The sequence below is a fragment of the Aeromonas sp. FDAARGOS 1414 genome (assembly GCF_019047065.1).
Classification (GTDB): Bacteria; Pseudomonadota; Gammaproteobacteria; order Enterobacterales; family Aeromonadaceae; genus Aeromonas; species Aeromonas veronii_A.
In genome coordinates, this window is the sequence record NZ_CP077210.1 from 93,388 (window position 1) to 113,787 (window position 20,400).

12 protein-coding genes are annotated in these 20,400 nt (G+C 59.9%); 9 read left to right on the forward strand and 3 right to left on the reverse strand.

Annotation, left to right across the window (positions count from 1 at the left end; all coding sequences use genetic code 11):
* The first annotated feature begins 1 nt into the window (after position 1).
* The 6 genes from lepB (at position 2) to cysQ (ending at position 4,996) form a co-directional block, all read left to right on the forward strand.
* Positions 2-925: a signal peptidase I gene (gene lepB / locus I6L44_RS00465; RefSeq protein WP_005335395.1), complete on the forward strand. Its 924-nt coding sequence runs from the start codon at positions 2-4 to the stop codon at positions 923-925.
* Entirely contained in the window at positions 926-1,597 is a 672-nt protein-coding gene (rnc, locus tag I6L44_RS00470; protein ID WP_005335394.1) for a ribonuclease III, read from the forward strand.
* The gene (gene era / locus I6L44_RS00475; protein ID WP_005335393.1) at positions 1,594-2,493 is read left to right on the forward strand and encodes a GTPase Era; all 900 of its coding nucleotides are present in this window, start codon (positions 1,594-1,596) and stop codon (positions 2,491-2,493) included. The genes rnc and era overlap by 4 nt, the downstream gene beginning before the upstream one ends.
* Complete coding sequence (gene recO, locus I6L44_RS00480; protein WP_058056975.1) at positions 2,494-3,204, forward strand: DNA repair protein RecO; 711 nt, start codon at positions 2,494-2,496, stop codon at positions 3,202-3,204. It abuts the gene before it with no gap.
* A gap of 84 nt (positions 3,205-3,288) precedes the next feature.
* Complete coding sequence (pdxJ, locus tag I6L44_RS00485) at positions 3,289-4,026, forward strand: pyridoxine 5'-phosphate synthase (RefSeq protein WP_005335389.1); 738 nt, start codon at positions 3,289-3,291, stop codon at positions 4,024-4,026.
* A gap of 214 nt (positions 4,027-4,240) precedes the next feature.
* The gene (cysQ, locus tag I6L44_RS00490; RefSeq protein ID WP_216954307.1) at positions 4,241-4,996 is read left to right on the forward strand and encodes a 3'(2'),5'-bisphosphate nucleotidase CysQ; all 756 of its coding nucleotides are present in this window, start codon (positions 4,241-4,243) and stop codon (positions 4,994-4,996) included.
* Between the two features lie 87 nt (positions 4,997-5,083).
* On the opposite strand, the gene I6L44_RS00495 is transcribed toward cysQ, so the two are convergent.
* The 3 genes from I6L44_RS00495 to I6L44_RS00505 form a co-directional block, all read right to left on the reverse strand.
* A complete protein-coding gene (locus tag I6L44_RS00495; RefSeq protein ID WP_005354350.1) occupies positions 5,084-5,380 on the reverse strand; it encodes a YciI family protein in 297 nt (98 codons plus the stop codon).
* Positions 5,381-5,404: 24 nt separating this feature from the next.
* Positions 5,405-5,968, reverse strand: coding sequence for a septation protein A (locus I6L44_RS00500; RefSeq protein ID WP_216952963.1), 564 nt, complete (start codon positions 5,966-5,968; stop codon positions 5,405-5,407).
* 90 nt (positions 5,969-6,058) lie between these two features.
* Positions 6,059-7,582, reverse strand: a complete 1,524-nt coding sequence (locus I6L44_RS00505; RefSeq protein WP_216952964.1) for an aminotransferase class V-fold PLP-dependent enzyme — start codon at positions 7,580-7,582, stop codon at positions 6,059-6,061.
* A 175-nt stretch (positions 7,583-7,757) separates the two neighbouring features.
* On the opposite strand from I6L44_RS00505, the gene I6L44_RS00510 reads away from it, so the two are divergent.
* The 3 genes from I6L44_RS00510 (at position 7,758) to I6L44_RS00520 (ending at position 20,398) form a co-directional block, all read left to right on the forward strand.
* Entirely contained in the window at positions 7,758-8,393 is a 636-nt protein-coding gene (locus I6L44_RS00510) for a hemolysin III family protein (RefSeq protein ID WP_158111314.1), read from the forward strand.
* A gap of 127 nt (positions 8,394-8,520) precedes the next feature.
* A complete protein-coding gene (locus I6L44_RS00515) occupies positions 8,521-10,182 on the forward strand; it encodes a putative transporter (protein WP_216952965.1) in 1,662 nt (553 codons plus the stop codon).
* Between the two features lie 229 nt (positions 10,183-10,411).
* Positions 10,412-20,398: a retention module-containing protein gene (locus I6L44_RS00520; RefSeq protein ID WP_216952966.1), complete on the forward strand. Its 9,987-nt coding sequence runs from the start codon at positions 10,412-10,414 to the stop codon at positions 20,396-20,398.
* Positions 20,399-20,400 lie beyond the last annotated feature (2 nt).

Below are 20,400 nucleotides of genomic sequence, written 5' to 3' on the forward strand. Positions count from 1 at the left end.
GATGGCAAGCACGTTTTCCCTGATCCTGGTGGTGGTCTGCGCGATCACCGGTGTTATCTGGTGTCTGGACAAGATGATTTGGTCCAAGCAGCGCGCCGCCAAGATTGCCGTGGCTCGTGCCCATGGCGGTGCCCACCTGGATGAGAAGACCCTGGCCAAGGTGGCCCCTGTGCCGGTCTGGATTGAACAGACCGCCGGGGTCTTCCCGGTCATCACCTTTGTGCTGATCCTGCGTTCGTTCATTTTTGAACCGTTCCAGATCCCGTCAGGTTCCATGATGCCCACCCTGCTGGTGGGCGACTTCATCCTGGTGGAAAAATTTGCCTATGGTCTGCGGGATCCGGTGACCAACACCAAGTTCCTCGAGACTGGCGAGCCCAAGCGTGGCGACGTGGTGGTGTTCAAGTATCCCCTTGAACCGCGCGTTGACTACATCAAGCGGGTGGTCGGCATGCCGGGTGATCGGGTCATCTATCGCAACAAGGAGCTGATGATCCGGCCCAAGTGCGAAGAGCAGGAAGGGAAAACGTGCCCGGGCTTCAAGAAGCTCGACGTCAAGTTTGAACAAAGAGGCGAATTTACCCAGATGGGGATCCCCCTTGACCGCTATACCGAGCAGTTGGGTGATGTCTCCCACGAGACCCTGCGCAATCCGCTGATGCCCGACATGGTTGGCCGTTACTATCGCCAGCCCGGCACCTACCCCGACGAGTGGGTGGTACCGGAAGGCCAGTATTTCGTGATGGGCGACAACCGCGACAACAGCACCGACAGCCGCTTCTGGGGCTTTGTGCCCGAGCAGAATCTGGTCGGCAAGGCGGTCGCTATCTGGATAAGTTTTGAATTCGAGCGCGAAGAAGGCTCCCTGCTGCCAAGTTGGGTACCGACAGGTGTGCGCTTCAACCGCATTGGCGGAATCAAGTAAATGAATATCAAGATGAACAGACTGCAGTCCCGTCTCGGGCATGTCTTTGCGGATCTGGAACTGCTGACCCGGGCGCTGACTCACCGCAGCGCCGGTTCCCGTCACAATGAACGACTGGAATTTCTGGGTGACTCGATTTTGAGTCTGGTGATTGCCGACGATCTCTTCCACCGCTTCCCGCAAGCGGCGGAAGGGGATCTCAGCCGGATGCGCGCCACCCTGGTGCGTGAGAAGACCCTGGCCGAACTGGGCCGGGAGTTTGACCTTGGTGATCACCTGATCCTCGGCCCCGGCGAACTCAAGAGCGGCGGTTTTCGCCGCGAATCCATTCTGGCCGATACGGTCGAGGCGGTGATCGGTGCCGTCTATCTGGATACCAATCTTGAGACGGTGCGGACACTGCTGCTGAGCTGGTATGCCAGCCGCCTGGAAGAGATCAAGCCGGGCATCGAGCAGAAAGATCCCAAGACCCGTCTGCAAGAAATTTTGCAGGGAAGCCGCAAATCCCTGCCGACCTACACCGTGACCAACGTCAAGGGCGAGGCCCACAATCAGGAGTTCACTGTCCAGTGTGACGTGGAAGGTCTGGATGGTCCTCTCGTCGGGGTCGGCACCAGCCGTCGCAAGGCCGAACAGGCCGCGGCGCAGCAAGCATTGGAAAAACTGTCATGACAGATACTACCTACTGCGGCTTTGTCGCCATCGTGGGCCGCCCGAACGTGGGCAAGTCCACCCTGCTCAACAAGCTGCTTGGCCAGAAGGTCAGCATTACCTCGAAGAAACCCCAGACCACCCGTCACCGGATTTTGGGGATCGACACAGAGGATAACTACCAGACCATCTATGTAGATACCCCGGGTCTGCACATTGAAGAGAAACGGGCCATCAACCGCCTGATGAACCGTGCCGCCACCAGTTCGCTGGGGGATGTGGCCATGGTGGTGTTCATGGTCGACGGTACCCACTGGACCAAAGACGACGAGATGGTGCTGGGCAAGCTGCGCAATCTCAAGTGCCCGGTGGTGCTGGCGGTCAACAAGATTGACAACGTCAAAGAGAAAGAAGATCTGCTGCCCCACCTCGAGTGGCTGGGCCAACAGATGAACTTTGCCCATATTCTGCCCATCAGTGCCGAAAAGGGCACCAACGTGGAGAAGATCCGCGAGTGGGCCAAGGATCTGCTGCCGGAAAACGTCCACTTCTTCCCGGAAGATTACGTGACCGACCGCTCGTCCCGCTTTATGGCCTCCGAAATCATCCGCGAGAAGCTGATGCGCTTCACCGGCGAGGAGCTGCCCTACTCGGTGACGGTGGAGATCGAGCGCTTCAAGGTGGAAGAGAACGGTCTCTACCACATCCACGGCCTGATCCTGGTCGAGCGCGATGGCCAGAAGAAGATGGTCATCGGCAACAAGGGTGAGAAGATCAAGACCATCGGCACCGAGGCGCGCCTCGATATGGAGCGTCTGTTCCAGAACAAGGTGCACCTCGAGCTGTGGGTCAAGGTCAAGTCGGGCTGGGCTGATGATGAGCGCGCCCTGCGTAGCCTCGGGTATGGTGACGACTGATTGCTGACCCCGGCTTTCGTCATCCACAGTCGGCCCTATCGGGAGACCAGCCAGCTGGTCGAGGTCTTCACCCAGGATAGTGGCCGATTTACTCTGGTGGCTCGCGGTTCTCGCGGGCCACGCTCCCCTCTCAAGGGGCTGCTGCAACCCTTTACCCTGCTCACCATCGCTTGGCGCGGCAAGGGCGATCTCAAGAACCTCACCCAGGTCGAATGCCCGGATCACTCCCTGCGACTCGGCGGCGATCGCCTCTTCTACGGCCTCTATCTCAACGAGCTGGTCTACTACCTGCTGGAAGCGCACACCCCGTTCCCCGAAGTGTTCGATGCCTATGCCCGTGCCATCATGGCGCTGGCCGATGGCGAGACGCCGGAGCTGCCGCTGCGCCGCTTCGAGTTCCTGCTGTTGCAGGCGCTCGGCTATGCGGTGGATTTCGAATACACGGCGGACGACGAGTCGCCCATCGAGCCGACCTTGCTCTATGGCTTCGAGCGTGAATTGGGCTTTGTTGCTTGCGAGCGGGCGCCGGATCCCCGTACCCTGTTTCTCGGTGCCCACCTGCTCGCCTTTGCCGAGGGACGTTTCGATTCCCCTCCCTTGCTGCAGGCGGCCAAACGTTTCAGCCGACTGGCACTGCAACCCTATCTGGGCAAACGTCAGCTAAAGAGCCGGGAGCTGTTTTTAAAACGCAAAGCCAGTATGCAAGGCTGACACAGATTACAGACATACGGATATTGGCGCGGTGTGATTCGCTGACCGCGCAGTCAACAGATGAAGCCTTTCAAGGAGTTCTCAATGAGTGAAATCTATCTGGGTGTGAACATCGACCATATCGCGACTCTGCGCAACGCCCGTGGCACCCAGTATCCGGATCCGGTACAGGCCGCTTTTGTGGCAGAACAGGCAGGGGCCGATGGCATTACCGTGCATCTGCGTGAAGATCGCCGCCACATCACCGATCGCGATGTGGAGATCCTGCGCCAGACTATCCAGACCAGAATGAACCTGGAGATGGCGGTGACCGAAGAGATGATCGGCATCGCCTGCCGTATCAAGCCCCACTTCGTCTGTCTGGTGCCGGAGAAGCGCACCGAAGTGACCACCGAGGGCGGTCTGGACGTGGCCGGTCAGCTGGACAAGGTGACTGACGCAGTTGCCCGCCTCTCCGCGGTGGGGGCTCAGGTATCCCTCTTTATCGACGCCGACCCAATCCAGATCGATGCAGCTGCTGAGAGTGGCGCCCCCTTTATCGAGATCCACACCGGCCGCTATGCCGATGCCACCACAGATGCCGAGCGCAACGCCGAGTTCAAGCGCATCGCCGCCGGCGCCTCCTATGCCGCTGGCAAGGGCTTGAAGGTCAATGCCGGTCACGGCCTGCACTACCACAACGTCAAGGCCATCGCCGCCATCCCCGAGCTCTATGAGCTCAACATCGGCCACGCCATCATCGGCCGCGCCGCCTTCGATGGTTTGGCCAAAGCCGTGAGCGACATGCGCCTGCTGATGCAGGAAGCCCGTCAGGGGATCTGAGTTGCAAAATAGGCCCGCGGCCTGAGACCGGCCGCTAGAAATAACAAGGGACGCCACGGCGTCCTTTGTTATTTCAGGTGTTGTTCAAGTGAGGGCAATGGGTTGGCGGCTATAGAGCTGTAATAACCCAGCACAATCGGCTATAAGCAGTTGATGTCAAAAGGGTTACACTGGTTGACTCTGTGAGTTGGACGAGATTGTTATGGATCACCCCCTGCACCACCCCGATATCACCGAACTTGAACCTGTCGCCCGCGCGGCGGGGGCGGCCATCATGGCCATCTACAGCCAGCCCTTCGCGGTGGAGTACAAGAGCGACGAGAGCCCGCTTACCGCTGCCGACAAGGGGGCTCATGAGGTGATCGTTCAGGGGTTGGCACGGCTGACTCCTAATATTCCTGTGTTGTCGGAGGAGTCGGGGCCCGAGGTGATGGCGGCGCGCCACGGCTGGTCACGCTACTGGCTGGTGGATCCCCTCGATGGCACCAAGGAGTTTGTCTCCCGCAACGGCGAGTTCACCGTCAATATCGCGCTGATTGAAGAGGGGGCGCCGCGCTGGGGGCTGGTCTATGCCCCAGTGCTGGACAAGCTCTGGTATGGCGGAAAGGGTCTCGGTGCCTGGCGCATCGCCGATGGCAAGCGCGAGCCTATCCAGACCCGGCCTCATCGTGAAGGCGAGGCGTGGCGAGTGGTGGGCAGTCGCAACCACCTGTCGCAGGAGACCCTCGATTTCTTGGCTCCTTTTGGCGAGATCGAGCTGGTCTCGATGGGCAGCTCCCTCAAGTTCTGCATCATTGCCGAGGGGGGCGCCGAGCTCTATCCGCGCCTTGCTCCTACTTGCGAGTGGGATACCGGTGCGGCGCAGGCGGTGCTGGAGGGGGCGGGCGGCAGCGTCACCCGACTCGATGGCTCACCCCTTGCCTACAACAAGCCCGATATCCTCAATCCCTGGTTTGTCGCCAGAGCGTGACCTTGTTGGTGCGCTGAGCATCGCGCAATAAAAAGAGGCCGGAGCGGGTTGTACATCCGTTCCTGCCTCTTTGTATTTGACGCAGTTTTAAAAGACTTTCTTGAACGGCTTGATGGTCACTTTGGCATAGACGCCAGCTGCCACATAGGGATCGGCATCGGCCCAGGCTTGGGCATCCGCCTGCGAGGCAAACTCGGCGATGACGGTGCTGCCGGTAAAGCCTGCATCGGCCGGATCCTCGGCATCGATGGCCGGGTTGGGGCCGGCGGTCAGCAGCCGACCTTCATCCTGCAGGGCTTGCAGGCGAGCCAGATGGGCAGGGCGAACTTGCTTGCGCAGTGGCAGGCTATCGGGGACATCTTCGGAGTAGATGAGATACCACATGAGACAATCCTTTTCTGATGAGGGTTACTTTTTGAGTTCGTCTTTTTGCTGGGACAACTGCTCGGCAGGGATGTGGCGGTAGAGGTAGACGCCGCTCAGCAGGGTAAAGACCAGCGTCATCCCCAGCAGGCCGAACACCTTGAAGTTGACCCACATCTCTTGCGGCATGTTGAATGCCACATAGAGGTTGAGCAGGCCACAGACGGTAAAGAAGCCGACCCAGCCGAGATTGACCTTGTCCCAGACTGCATCGGGTGCCTGCAGTTCCTTGGCCAACATCTGTTTGATCAGATTCTTGCCAAAGCCGTAGCGGCTGATGAGCAGACCCAGTGCGAACAGCACGTTGATGACAGTCACTTTCCACTTGATGAAGGTGTCATCGTGGAAGAAGACGGTGAGGCCGCCGAAGAAGCCGACCAGCAGGAAGGTAAAGAGCTGCATCTTCTCGACTTTGCGATAGCGGATCCAGCTATAGGCGAGCTGCAGACCGGTGACCACCACCAGTGCGCCGGTAGCCATGTAGATGTCGTAGAACTTGTAGACCGCGAAGAAAACGATAAGTGGAATAAATTCAATAAATTGCTTCATGTCTGGCGCCTAGTCCTCAAAGATGGCCTGCAAATTTCGCCCAGTCTACCTGCATGGCGGACAACGGCAAATGAATAAGACCGCTCATTTTTACGCCGGTTCCGTGCCGTCGCCAAACAGTTGGCGTGCAATGGATATCCCCAGTCGCTGCTGATCGGCCAGCAGGTCGCGGATATGGCGCTCTTCAATCAGAGGGTTGAGCAGCACGGCGCGCAGCAGGGTGAGCGGTTGGGCACCGTAGCGTACCACCGCTCGTTGGGTGCGGGAGACAAAGCTGTGCCCCTCGGCCCGCTGGGCTTTTTGCAGGGACACGTTGAAGTCGTTGATCTGCGCATTGGCCGTCTCATCCAGCACCTTGCCCTGCAGATGGGGCGGGATGCAGCGATAGGAGAGCAGGTTCATCACCGGAGCAGACATCAACTCGAAGGCGGGGTCGCTTTCGATGAGCTCGGCCATCAGTCTGGCTCGGTCGTAGTTGGCTTCGATAAGCTCGGCATAGCCTTGCTGGCCGAAGAGCTGGAAGGCGGCATCCAGATAGAGGGCGTTGGCCGGGCGGGTGCCCTCCAGGGTAAAGCGACCCTGATCGAACGAGGTGGCGCGAATGGCATAGGGCGCCTCCCGCTTGACCGCCATCATCAGGTCGGGCTGGCGGCAGAGCAGCATGCCGGTACCGAGCGGCACCAGAAGTTGCTTGTGACCATCCAGGGTGACGGTGTCGGCCTGCTCTATTCCGGCTAGCAGACCTTGATAGCGGGGGGAGAAGAGGGTCGGGCCACCCCAGGCAGCATCCACGTGGAAGTGGATCTGCTCTCGTTCGGCAATGGCCGCCAGCTCAGGCAGGGGATCGATGGAGCCAAAGTCGGTACTGCCTGCCACGCCGACCAATGCCAGTACTTTCAATTTCTGCTCTTTGCACTGGATCAGCGCCTGTTCCAGCGCAGCCAGACTGAGCCGGTTCTGCTCGTCGGTCTCGAGGCGCCAGACGCTGCGGGCGCCCAGTCCCAGCAGATCCATCCCCTTGTCGAAGGAGTAGTGCATCAGCCGGGAGCCCAGAATGACTGCACCGCGATAGCCTTGCTCATAGAGCGCGAACAGGTTGTCGCCGCAGGCGCGGTTGCGGGCCAGCCAGAGAGCTGTGACGTTGGCGATGGTGCCGCCGCTGGTCATGACGCCGAGGGCGGCATCCTTGGCATGCATCTGCTCGCCGTAGAAGGCATCGTCCCTGCCATAGATGAGGCGGTGCAGCTTGGCCAGCACCTCCCGCTCCAGAAAGCTGAGCAGGCGGGAGGACTCCATCTTCATCGGATTCTGGTTGAGCATCACCAGCAGGCGCGACAGCTCGGCGGTATAGGCCGGCAGGGGCGCCGTCATGTGGCCCATGTAGCGTGGCGAGGTGAGGTGCGAGGCGCCGGGTACCAGAGTAGCCAGCCGCGCCAGATACTCCTCGATAGGTTGGCCGACTGCAGGCATGCGGGATTGATCGAGCTGGTGGGTGAACAGGTCGCGCTGATAGGGGGCCTGACTGTCGTCGGAGTGGTGGAAGCTCTCCAGCAAGGTGTTCATCGCCTCGCCAAAGGCGGGATCCGCTTGTGCAAACAACTCAGTCAACTTCATCAGGTTCTCCAGACCAGGTCACCGGGTTAGGTGTCTATGCCGCTTGTCTCGGGCATCGGCGGCAGAGCATACACCAAAGGGGGGCGGGTGACAGCCACCCCATTTTTTAAGCGAACACTTGTACTCCGAAATGGTGCTGGGTAGAGTGAGCCACAGTTATTGTGGAGTCGATGTTATGAGTGGTGTGATGGATTACTCCCCCCGGGAGGAGCTGGCAAACCGGCTGAGTCACGGTGCGGGATTGTTGCTGGGGATTGTCGGGCTGGTGCTGTTGCTCATCAAGGGATGGGGACAGGGTACGCAGGCGCTGGTGAGCTACAGCCTCTATGGCGGCAGTTTGGTATTGCTCTATCTCGCCTCGACCCTCTATCACAGCATGGCTGAAGGGCGTGCCAGACGCTGGTGCAAGGTGTTTGATCACTGTGCCATCTATCTGCTGATTGCCGGCACCTATACCCCCTTTCTGCTGGTGGCGCTCGATACGCCGTTGGCGAAGGGGTTGATGGTGGTGATCTGGGCCCTGGCGCTGGCCGGGGTGGTGTTCAAGCTGGTGTTTATCAACCGCTTCAAGAAGTTGTCGCTCTTTACCTACCTGATGTTGGGCTGGCTGTCGCTGGTGGTCATCTACCAGCTCTATATCCATCTGGCCGGTGAGGGGTTGTTGCTGCTCGGGCTTGGCGGCCTTATCTACAGCCTCGGGGTCATCTTCTATGTGGCCAAGCAGCTCCCCTATAACCACGCCATCTGGCATCTCTTTGTGCTGGGTGGCAGCGTTTGTCACTTTATGGCCATTTACGGCTACGTCGCCTAACGTCTTGTAACTAGCCCTTAATTGGTATTTTTGGCGCGTAAAAGGATAAATTCGTGCGGTATCACACAGTTGGCATCAGCGTTTGCTGACAAGCTAGGGCCAGTTCAATTCGCAAAGGATGCACGAAATGAGTGAAATCGCGCTTTCCATCAGCATGTTGTCGCTGGTGGCAGTGCTGGGACTCTGGCTTGGAAACTGGCGAGTCTATGGCGTTGGGTTAGGGATCGGTGGGGTGCTGTTCGGCGGCATCATAGTGGGTCACTTTGCCGGGGTGTCAGAGCTGGCGCTCGATGAGCAAACACTCCATTTTATTCAAGAGTTTGGCCTGATCCTGTTTGTCTATACCATCGGCATTCAGGTCGGCCCCGGTTTTTTCTCGTCATTGCGCAGCTCCGGACTCAAGCTCAATGCCTTTGCTGCTTTGCTGGTTATCCTGGGGTGCATCGTTGCGGCGGCACTTCATCAACTGTTTGATGTGCCGCTACCGGTGATCCTCGGGGTCTTCTCCGGTGCCGTGACCAATACCCCATCTCTTGGTGCGGGTCAGCAGATCCTGGCGGAGCTGGGAGCTCCCCATGGTTCAACCGGGCTGATGGGGATGGGATACGCAGTGGCCTATCCATTCGGCATCTGCGGCATTTTGCTCACCATGTGGCTGGTCAGGGTCTTCTTTCGCATCAAGATCGACGATGAAGCTGCCCAGTTCGAGTTGCAGACAGGTAAAACCAAGGAGAGCTTGCAGACCATCAACATCGCGGTACGCAACCCCAACATGCATGGCTTGATGCTGAGCGAGATCCCGAGTCTCGACGAGTCTGATGTCATCTGCTCACGCCTCAAGCGTGGCGACGAGCTGATGGTGCCGCGCCCTGATTCCCGTATCGAGCTGGGCGACCTGCTGCACCTAGTTGGTGAGCGCCATGCACTGCACAAGGTGTTGCTGGTGCTGGGTGAAGAGGTCGACACTTCCCTATCGACTCGCGGTACCGACCTGAGGGTGGAGCGGGTCGTGGTGACCAACGAGCAGGTGCTGGGCAAGAAGATCCGCGATCTTGACATCAAACAGCGCTATGACGTGGTGATCTCGCGCCTCAACCGGGCCGGTATCGAGCTGGTACCGACCAGCCAGACCAGTCTGCAGTTTGGTGACATCCTCAACCTGGTAGGTCGTCTCGATGCCATCGAGGCCGTGACCAATGTGGTCGGCAACGTGCAGCAAAAACTGCAACAGGTGCAGATGTTGCCGGTATTTATCGGGATTGGCCTCGGCGTATTGCTCGGCTCCATCCCCTTCTACCTGCCCGGATTCCCGGCCGCTCTCAAATTGGGTCTGGCGGGGGGGCCGCTGGTGGTGGCGCTGATCCTGTCGCGGATCGGCAGCATCGGCAAGCTCTACTGGTTCATGCCCCCCAGCGCCAACCTCGCGCTGCGGGAGATCGGGATCGTGCTGTTTCTGGCGGTGGTTGGCTTCAAGTCAGGGGCCGGCTTTGTTGATACCCTGATCAACGGTGATGGCCCCTCCTGGATGCTATATGGGGCAGCGATTACCCTGATCCCCTTGCTGGTGGTCGGGGTGCTGGCGCGTCTCTATGGCAAGATGAACTATCTCACCCTCTGTGGCTTGCTGGCTGGCTCCATGACGGATCCTCCCGCATTGGCCTTTGCCAACGCCATGCACCCGACCAGTGGTGCCAGTGCGCTCTCCTATGCCACTGTCTACCCGCTGGTGATGTTCTTGCGGATCATCTCGCCGCAACTGCTGGCCATCATCCTCTGGGCCGGTGCATAGGGTTAATTCTGACAGGAGCATGCCTTGTCATGCTCCTGTCATGATAATGTAATGTATTGATAATTTTAGTTTTTATTTTTCGGTAATCCCCTCGTCACCCTTCTGTCTGGCTGAACGGTCCAGCCTCAAATCAGTCTATTCTTTCGAATTTTCGAACTGGTTATTTGCTCTCTCTCTGTGCAGAGTAGGCTGTGGCTTTTTGCATGCAAATCAGGATTCAGGAGAGAACATGATTACCAATTCCGTTACTCTGGAACAGGGCGTAACCGTCACCCAGCTCAAAGGTCAAGTTTATCAGGTGGCTGCAGATGGTAGCCGCAAGTTGCTGGTGGAAGGGGATGTGCTGCCGAAAGGGGCGGTGATCATGTCGCCGGATGGCGCCAGTTTCATGGGCGGCGGACAGTCTTTCAATGTGCAACCTGCCAGCGAGCAGAGTGAGCCTGCCGAAGAGGAAGCTGCTCCCCAGCTGGCGCAAAACAGTGCCGCAGGCACACCCGATGATATCAGTGCCCTGCAAGAAGCCATTTTGGGTGGCGCTGACCCGACCCAGGCCTTTGAAGCCTCCGCCGCAGGCGGTGCACCTGCTGCCGGTGGTGGCGGGGTTGGTGGTGTCGCCGGAGCCAGTGGCAACGGCGGTTTTGTCACCATCGACCGTACCGGCTCCGCAACCATTGCCGAAGCGACCTTCGATACCACCTACAACACCAATGGCGAGCCACCGCTGGATGCTGCAGGAGAAGATGAGGTATTTGACCTTACGCCTCCAACCATCTCCGTGGTAGCGCCAGACAATACCAATGACACCACTCCGACCCTGACCGGAACCACGGATGCGCCTGCTGGCAGCACGGTGACCCTGGTGGTGACCGATGCCAACGGCAATCAGCAGACCCTGACCACTATTGTCACACCTAATGGCACCTTCACCGTGGATGTCGCCACACCGCTGGCCGAAGGGGGCTATCAGGTGACGGCTTCCGTGACCGATCCGGCCGGCAACACCGGCACCGCGACCGATGATGGCAGTGTGGATGTAACCGCTCCGGTGATTACTGTTGATGCACCTGACAATACCAATGACACCACCCCGACCATTACGGGCACTACGGATGCACCTGCTGGCAGCACGGTCACTCTGGTCGTGACCGATGCCAATGGCACTCAACAAACGTTGACCGCCATCGTGCAACCGGGTGGTGGTTACAGCGTAGATGTCACTACTCCGCTGGCGGAAGGCAGCTATAAGGTGACGGCCAGCATCACCGATCCGTCTGGCAACACAGGTACCGCTACCGACGATGGCAGTGTTGATAGCAAGGCCCCTGACCTGGCCATCACCCTGGATGCCGACATCACCGCCGACGACGTCATCAACGCCGCTGAAGCGGGTCAGCAGATCCCGGTCAGCGGCACCGTGACGGGCGAGTTCAAGGTAGGGGACACCGTCACCCTGACCGTCAACAACACCGAATACACCGGCAAGGTGGCTGCCGATGGCCGCTTCACCATCCTGGTGGCGGGCAGCGATCTGGCGGCCGATGGCGACCGCACCATCGATGCCAGCGTGACCAGCACCGACGTGGCGGGCAACAGCGCCACCGCGACCGACAGCGAAGGTTATGAAGTGGATACTGACCTGCCGAGCATCGACCTGGCGGCGATTGGCGATGGCAACCTGTCGGTGGCGGAAGCCAAGGCGGTCGAGCTCAAGGGCGTGACCAGCAACGTGGAAGATGGCCAGAAGGTCACCCTGACCGTGACCGACGTGAACGGCAAGTCGGTGACCTTCGAGGCGACCGTGAGCGGCGGCAAGTTCAGCACCACCGTAGACCTGGGCGCCAGTGGCCTGGCGGATGGCAAGTTCACCGTGAAGGCGGACGTGACCGACCAGGCGGGCAACCCGGCGAGCGACAAGGAAGAGGCGATCCTGGACAGCGACAACGCTGACCTGCCGAGCATCGACCTGGCGGCGATTGGCGATGGCAACCTGTCGGTGGCGGAAGCCAAGGCGGTCGAGCTCAAGGGCACGACCAGCAACGTGGAAGATGGCCAGAAGGTCACCCTGACCGTGACCGACGTGAACGGCAAGTCGGTGACCTTCGAGGCGACCGTGAGCGGCGGCAAGTTCAGCACCACCGTAGACCTGGGCGCCAGCGGCCTGGCGGATGGCAAGTTCACCGTGAAGGCTGACGTGACCGACCAGGCGGGCAACCCGGCGAGCGACAAGGAAGAGGCGATCCTGGACAGCGACAACGCTGACCTGCCGAGCATCGACCTGGCGGCGATTGGCGATGGCAACCTGTCGGTGGCGGAAGCCAAGGCGGTCGAGCTCAAGGGCACGACCAGCAACGTGGAAGATGGCCAGAAGGTCACCCTGACCGTGACCGACGTGAACGGCAAGTCGGTGAGCTTCGAGGCGACCGTGACTGGCGGCAAGTTCAGCACCACCGTGAACCTGGGCGCCAGCGGCCTGGCGGATGGCAAGTTCACCGTGAAGGCGGACGTGACCGACCAGGCGGGCAACCCGGCGAGCGACAAGGAAGAGGCGATCCTGGACAGCGACAACGCTGACCTGCCGAGCATCGACCTGGCGGCGATTGGCGATGGCAACCTGTCGGTGGCGGAAGCCAAGGCGGTCGAGCTCAAGGGCACGACCAGCAACGTGGAAGATGGCCAGAAGGTCACCCTGACCGTGACCGACGTGAACGGCAAGTCGGTGACCTTCGAGGCGACCGTGAGCGGCGGCAAGTTCAGCACCACCGTGAACCTGGGCGCCAGCGGCCTGGCGGATGGCAAGTTCACCGTGAAGGCGGACGTGACCGACCAGGCGGGCAACCCGGCGAGCGACAAGGAAGAGGCGATCCTGGACAGCGACAACGCTGACCTGCCGAGCATCGACCTGGCGGCGATTGGCGATGGCAACCTGTCGGTGGCGGAAGCCAAGGCGGTCGAGCTCAAGGGCGTGACCAGCAACGTGGAAGATGGCCAGAAGGTCACCCTGACCGTGACCGACGTGAACGGCAAGTCGGTGACCTTCGAGGCGACCGTGAGCGGCGGCAAGTTCAGCACCACCGTAGACCTGGGCGCCAGCGGCCTGGCGGATGGCAAGTTCACCGTGAAGGCGGACGTGACCGACCAGGCGGGCAACCCGGCGAGCGACAAGGAAGAGGCGATCCTGGACAGCGACAACGCTGACCTGCCGAGCATCGACCTGGCGGCGATTGGCGATGGCAACCTGTCGGTGGCGGAAGCCAAGGCGGTCGAGCTCAAGGGCGTGACCAGCAACGTGGAAGATGGCCAGAAGGTCACCCTGACCGTGACCGACGTGAACGGCAAGTCGGTGACCTTCGAGGCGACCGTGAGCGGCGGCAAGTTCAGCACCACCGTAGACCTGGGCGCCAGTGGCCTGGCGGATGGCAAGTTCACCGTGAAGGCGGACGTGACCGACCAGGCGGGCAACCCGGCGAGCGACAAGGAAGAGGCGATCCTGGACAGCGACAACGCTGACCTGCCGGGCATCGACCTGGCGGCGATTGGCGATGGCAACCTGTCGGTGGATGAAGCCAAGGCGGTCGAGCTCAAGGGCACGACCAGCAACGTGGAAGATGGCCAGAAGGTCACCCTGACCGTGACCGACGTGAACGGCAAGTCGGTGACCTTCGAGGCGACCGTGACTGGCGGCAAGTTCAGCACCACCGTGAACCTGGGCGCCAGCGGCCTGGCGGATGGCAAGTTCACCGTGAAGGCGGACGTGACCGACCAGGCGGGCAACCCGGCGAGCGACAAGGAAGAGGCGATCCTGGACAGCGACAACGCTGACCTGCCGAGCATCGACCTGGCGGCGATTGGCGATGGCAACCTGTCGGTGGCGGAAGCCAAGGCGGTCGAGCTCAAGGGCGAGACCAGCAACGTGGAAGATGGCCAGAAGGTCACCCTGACCGTGACCGACGTGAACGGCAAGTCGGTGACCTTCGAGGCGACCGTGAGCGGCGGCAAGTTCAGCACCACCGTGAACCTGGGCGCCAGCGGCCTGGCGGATGGCAAGTTCACCGTGAAGGCGGACGTGACCGACCAGGCGGGCAACCCGGCGAGCGACAAGGAAGAGGCGATCCTGGACAGCGACAACGCTGACCTGCCGAGCATCGACCTGGCGGCGATTGGCGATGGCAACCTGTCGGTGGCGGAAGCCAAGGCGGTCGAGCTCAAGGGCACGACCAGCAACGTGGAAGATGGCCAGAAGGTCACCCTGACCGTGACCGACGTGAACGGCAAGTCGGTGACCTTCGAGGCGACCGTGACTGGCGGCAAGTTCAGCACCACCGTGAACCTGGGCGCCAGCGGCCTGGCGGATGGCAAGTTCACCGTGAAGGCGGACGTGACCGACCAGGCGGGCAACCCGGCGAGCGACAAGGAAGAGGCGATCCTGGACAGCGACAACGCTGACCTGCCGAGCATCGACCTGGCGGCGATTGGCGATGGCAACCTGTCGGTGGCGGAAGCCAAGGCGGTCGAGCTCAAGGGCGCGACCAGCAACGTGGAAGATGGCCAGAAGGTCACCCTGACCGTGACCGACGTGAACGGCAAGTCGGTGAGCTTCGAGGCGACCGTGACTGGCGGCAAGTTCAGCACCACCGTGAACCTGGGCGCCAGCGGCCTGGCGGATGGCAAGTTCACCGTGAAGGCGGACGTGACCGACCAGGCGGGCAACCCGGCGACCGACAGCGAAAATGCGATCCTGGACAGCGTAGCTTCCTCAGCACCGACCGTGATCATCGTTGATGACACCAATAATGACCAAATGCTGACCAAGGGCGAGATTGGCAATGATCAGATCCAGGTTCGGGCAGAGGTCAATCATGCTGACTTGGTTGCGGGCGGCAAGGTGACGCTTACCATCAACAATGGTGGGGTGAACAGCACTGTCCAATTGACGCTCAAGGCCGATGGCACCCTGCTGGCAAGCAATGGCAAGAGCTACGGCTATCAGAACGGCACCATCAGCTGGACGGAAACGACCCCGGCCAACGGCAAGTCGCTGACGGTGACGGCGACCCAGACCGACAAGGCGGGCAACGTCTCACTGCCGGGCAGCGACAACGCGCAGATCCTGAATGAAGCGCCGGAGACGGCGAACAAGCAGGCAAACGGCCAGGAAGATGCAGCCAGCATCGCCATTCCGACCCTCAGTGGCAGCGACATTGATGGCAACGTGGTGAGTTTCACTATCAAGAGCCTGCCTGCCAACGGCATCCTCTATCTGAACGGTGTGGCGGTGACCGTGGATCAGAGCATTGCGGTGGCGGACGCCGGCAACCTCACCTTCACTCCGAATGCGAACTGGAACGGCAACACCAGCTTCAACTATGCGGCGGTAGACAACGACGGCGCCGTGGATGCGAGTCCCGCAACCGTGACCATCAAGGTGGATGCGGTCAACGACCTGCCGACGCTGACCATCTCCAACGGGGTTATCGTCTCTGAAGAGGGGTTGGCAAACGGCATTGCCGACACGGTCGGCAATCCGGATACCACCAATGCCATCAAGGCGTCCGGTACCCTCTCGGTGGGCGACATCGACAGCAGCACACTCAACATTTCCCTGAATGGACCGGCCGGGCTGACGTCCGGTGGGGCAAAGGTCCAGTGGAGCTGGGATGCGGGCAGCAAGACGCTGGTTGGCTACACAGGGGTGATTGGCGGCGCCGATTACAAGGCTGTGGTCGAGGTCAAGCTGACGGCACCCAATGCCAGTGGAAAGGGTGAGTGGACCTATGACGTGACCCTCAAAGGTCCCCTCGACCACGGGGATACGACCTCGGAAGACAAGTTGTCGTTCCAGCTGGATGTGGAGGTCTCCGATGGCAGCGGCGTCACCAAGGACAAGCTGGATGTCAGCGTTGAGGACGACTCCCCCATTGCTGACAACAGCGATGCCGTTTCCGTGGTGAAGACCGATATTCCGAACGTGCTGACCGGGCTCTTTGACCTGACCAAGTACAGTGGCAACCAGAGCACTCTGAACATGGCGGGCTTTACTATCAGCGCCCTGGGCTTCAAGTCGGCAACAGACTCCTCACTGGTAACGGCGGTGGTCAACGGTTCCAGCTCGGGGCTGGGGGTGGCCAGCGGAGCTGCGCCTTACCACAACCTCGCCAACGAGATTGACTTCCGTCACTTTGCCGACGGATCGTCCGCCTCCGAGCAGCTGATCGTCAGGCTGGATGCGGGCAAGGTTGCCTACGGCGCCAACATCAAGTTCAGCAAGATGTTTGGCGGCGAGCTGGAGAGCGGGGTCGTGGAGTTCTATCGCGGTGGTGTACTGATCAGTACCCTGGTATTCAACTCCAACGCATCGGGTGGGGAGTTCAACCAGAACTTCCAGGTGCAGCAGGGTGGCTTTGATACCATGGTGATCAAGGCGACCAACAACGGCAGCACCAATACCTCCGACAACAGCGACTTCACCGTACAGAGCATCGAGTTCCTCGGTTCCAACACGGCGCAGGCAATCGCCTATGGTTCTGGCACCGTGACCCCGCAGTGGGGGGCGGATGGCAAGGGCTCCATCGGGCTGGTAATGGACCCGGCAACCTTCGAAAATGGTCTGCGAACGGCTTCCGGTTCTGCCATCGCCATCACCGCCAGCGGCGCTAATACCCTGGTCGGGAAGGATGCGGACGGCAACCTCATCTTCAAGCTGGAGTTTACGCCGGCCACAGGCAAGTGGGAGTTCTTCCAGTATCAGCGCATGTCCAAACCTCTGGGTGATGGCGACATCGACTTCCAGGTCCGGGTGGTGGATGGTGACGGCGACGCCAGCATTGGCTCCTTTGCAACCAAGCCTCTCTTCACGCCGCTGGTTCAGGGAGTCTCCAGCGAGAGCGTAACCGAAGGGGGCAATCTGCTGCACAAAGTCACCCTGTCAGATGCGACCCAGGAAGCGACTGAATACGATTTCGCCATTCGTGGTTCGGGCAACAACCCCGCCTCCAACCAGGATTGGGGCAATGCCCAGTTCAGCAATGGTGTGACCTATAACAGCACTACCGGCAAGATCACGGTACCAGCCGGCGTGTCGGACTTTACTGTGACCATCCCGACGGTGAACGATCGCTTGGTCGAAACGAACGAGACCCTCTCGGTGACCATCGGTGGGCAGAGCGGGACCGGCACCATAGTGGACAACGATCGGGCGCCGGTGACCACGGGTGGCTACAGTGCCGGCAAGGAGGACGCGCCACTGGTGCTGAAGTGGGCCCAGTTTGGTGCCAGCGATGATCAGGCCGCTTCTGACCTGAGCGTGCAGATCAACACCCTGCCGCTGAGCGGCAAGCTGGAATACCTGAACGCTGCTGGCCAGTGGATTGCAGTGAAGGTGGGGGATCTTGTCTCCTACGCCGATATCGACAGCGGCCATCTGCGCTTTGTGCCTAGTCTCAATGAATCCAGCAGCAATGCCCTCAATGGTGGCGGTACGACGACGGGCAACCAGCAAGGGGACTACGCCACTCTGGGTTACCAGATCAGCGATGGTGCCAACCTGAGTAACTCAGGCAAGCTGGTGATCGATATCACTGCGGTCGCGGACAAGCCGGTGGTCGACATCAGCCTGACCGGCAACGGCGTCCCGCTTTATACCCAGTACCTGTCGTCCGGCATCTCCACCGGGGCGTTCCAGAGCAGCAACTTCAACAAGGGCAACTTTGGCATCACCAATAGTCTGACCGACAGCACCACCAGTCAGGATCAAGTGGTGGGCGGCAACGGCAATGACTATATCGTCAGCGTGAAGGGCGGCGGCGATTACTTCGTCGGCGGTGCTGGCAATGACGTGCTGGTCGGTGGCAACTCCACCTCAGGTGACACCCTCGACGGCGGTACCGGCAACGATATCCTGGTGGCCGGATTGGGTGGCGACACCCTGTTTGGCGGCGCCGGTACCGACCTGGCCGTACTGATGGGCTCGCGTGCCAACTATGTCATCGAGCGCAGAAGTGACGGCGGTTTCAACTTCCTGGTGAAGGAGAACGGCGTCACCATCAGCAAGTCGCTCTACGACATCGAGTTGGTGCAGTTTGATGACGGCATTTACCAGTTCAACCAGACCGACGGCACCCTGACGGCGGTACAGCCGAGTGTGGTGGATTACCCGCTCGAGATCACTGCTTCCCTGACCGACCGTGATGGTAGCGAGCAGTTCGACAGCCTGGTGCTGACCGGCATGCCGACGGGGTCGACCCTCTATCAGGGCTCCACCGTGCTAGGTACCGTGGGGGCCGATGGCACGCTGACGCTGACCGGTCTGTGGAACCAGAGCGCGTTGGACGTCAAACTGACCGGTCTGACCCTGCGGGTGCCGGGCAGCAGTGCCGGCCAGTTCGACCTCAAGGTAGAAGCCATTGCCAAGGAAGTGGCGACCGATCAGACCAGCAGTGCATCGGATCAGGATTCGATCCGCATGAGCTACTTCCTTTCCACCGAAGGGGAGCCGGGCGATCAGAACCGCACCTATGGCAACGAGCACAATATCGTGGTCGGGGATCTGGATGGCAGCGTGGTACTGCCGGGCCAGAACTACAACATCGCCTTTATGGTCGACAGCTCGGGCAGTATCGGCACCAGCGCCATGAACACCATCAAGAGCCAGTTGGAACAGATCTTCGCCAGCCTCAAAGCGAGCGCAGGTAGCGAAGGGGCTGGTACAGTCAACATCATGCTGGTTGACTTTGATGCTCTGTCGAATGCCAGTATTAGTGTGAACCTGAAAGACAGCAATGCCTTGAATCAGCTGCAGGCTGTAATCGATTCCATGAGTAGCGGAGGGGGGACCAACTATGAAGATGTGTTCAAGACGGTTGCTAACTGGTTCAGTAGTTCTACGGCTCAAAGTAACAGTAATGCCAAGAATCTGTCCTATTTCATTACCGATGGTCAGCCAACTTATTACCTCGGTAACGAAGGCTCCAACCCGAGGGTATTGAATTTCTCAGGTAGCAGCTATGACGTCTATCTCAACAGTCTGCTTGGTGGCACCTATATTCCGGGTCGGGTATATAGCTCCAATGGCTACACCATCATCGACAGCGCTGGCCGAGTGTATGCCGATGGTAGATACAGCAACCCGATCGGTTTTATGCGTCCGGATGGTAGGGGGGGATATACCTACTCAACACTGGATGGTGATGGCGGCACTACCTCCAGCTCAACTATCAATAACTCGGTAGCAGGTTTTGGGCTGCTTACTGGGATGGGGGTTACGGTAGAAGCGATCGGACTGGGGGCCAACATCTCCTACAACGATCTCAAGTCCTATGACTCTGACGGCGTCATCATGACCGGCGTCAACGCCAGCGATTTGGCCAACGCCATCTTGGGCACCTCGGTGAATAACCTGCCGGGCAGTGACCGGATCGACGGCGGTGCTGGCGACGACATCCTGTTCGGGGATGCCATCCACTTCGCCGGTATCAACGGTGAAGGCTACGCGGCCATCAAGCAGTATGTGGCCGGCAAGCTGGGCGCAGGCTCGGTGACCGATGCCCAGGTCCATGACTACATCACGGACCATGCCAGCGAGTTCGATCAGTCCTCCAGCAATGACAAGGCGGACGTGCTGATTGGCGGGGATGGCAACGACATCCTGTTCGGTCAGGGTGGCGATGACTTCCTGTTCGGTGGTGCCGGCAACGACATCCTGTTCGGTGGTGCCGGCAACGACACCCTGTATGGCGAGAGCGGCAACGATACCCTGTACGGTGGCAGCGGCAACGATACCCTGTTTGGTGGTATTGGCGACGATAACCTGATCGGTGGTCTGGGCAATGACATCCTGGTTGGCGGGCTTGGCAATGACATTCTCAAGGGGGATAGCGGTGCCGATACCTTCACCTGGCTGCAGGGCGATACCGCCGCAGGCAGCGTTGCCAAGGATTACGTGGTCGACTTCTCCAAGGCGGAAGGTGACAAGCTGGATCTGAGCGACCTGTTGGATCACGACGGTTCTCGTAACCAGAACGATCTGAAGAGCCTGCTGTCGGTGTTCCAGGACAATGAAGGGGTACATCTACAGGTCAAGGAGAGCAGTACTGCGTCGGTGACTCAGGAAATAGTGCTGATGAACCATACTTTCGATAGTCTGACGGGGGGGGCAGGTACTACTGCCAACCAAGTGATCGATTACATGTTGACCAACAACATGCTCGATATCGACAAGTAAGC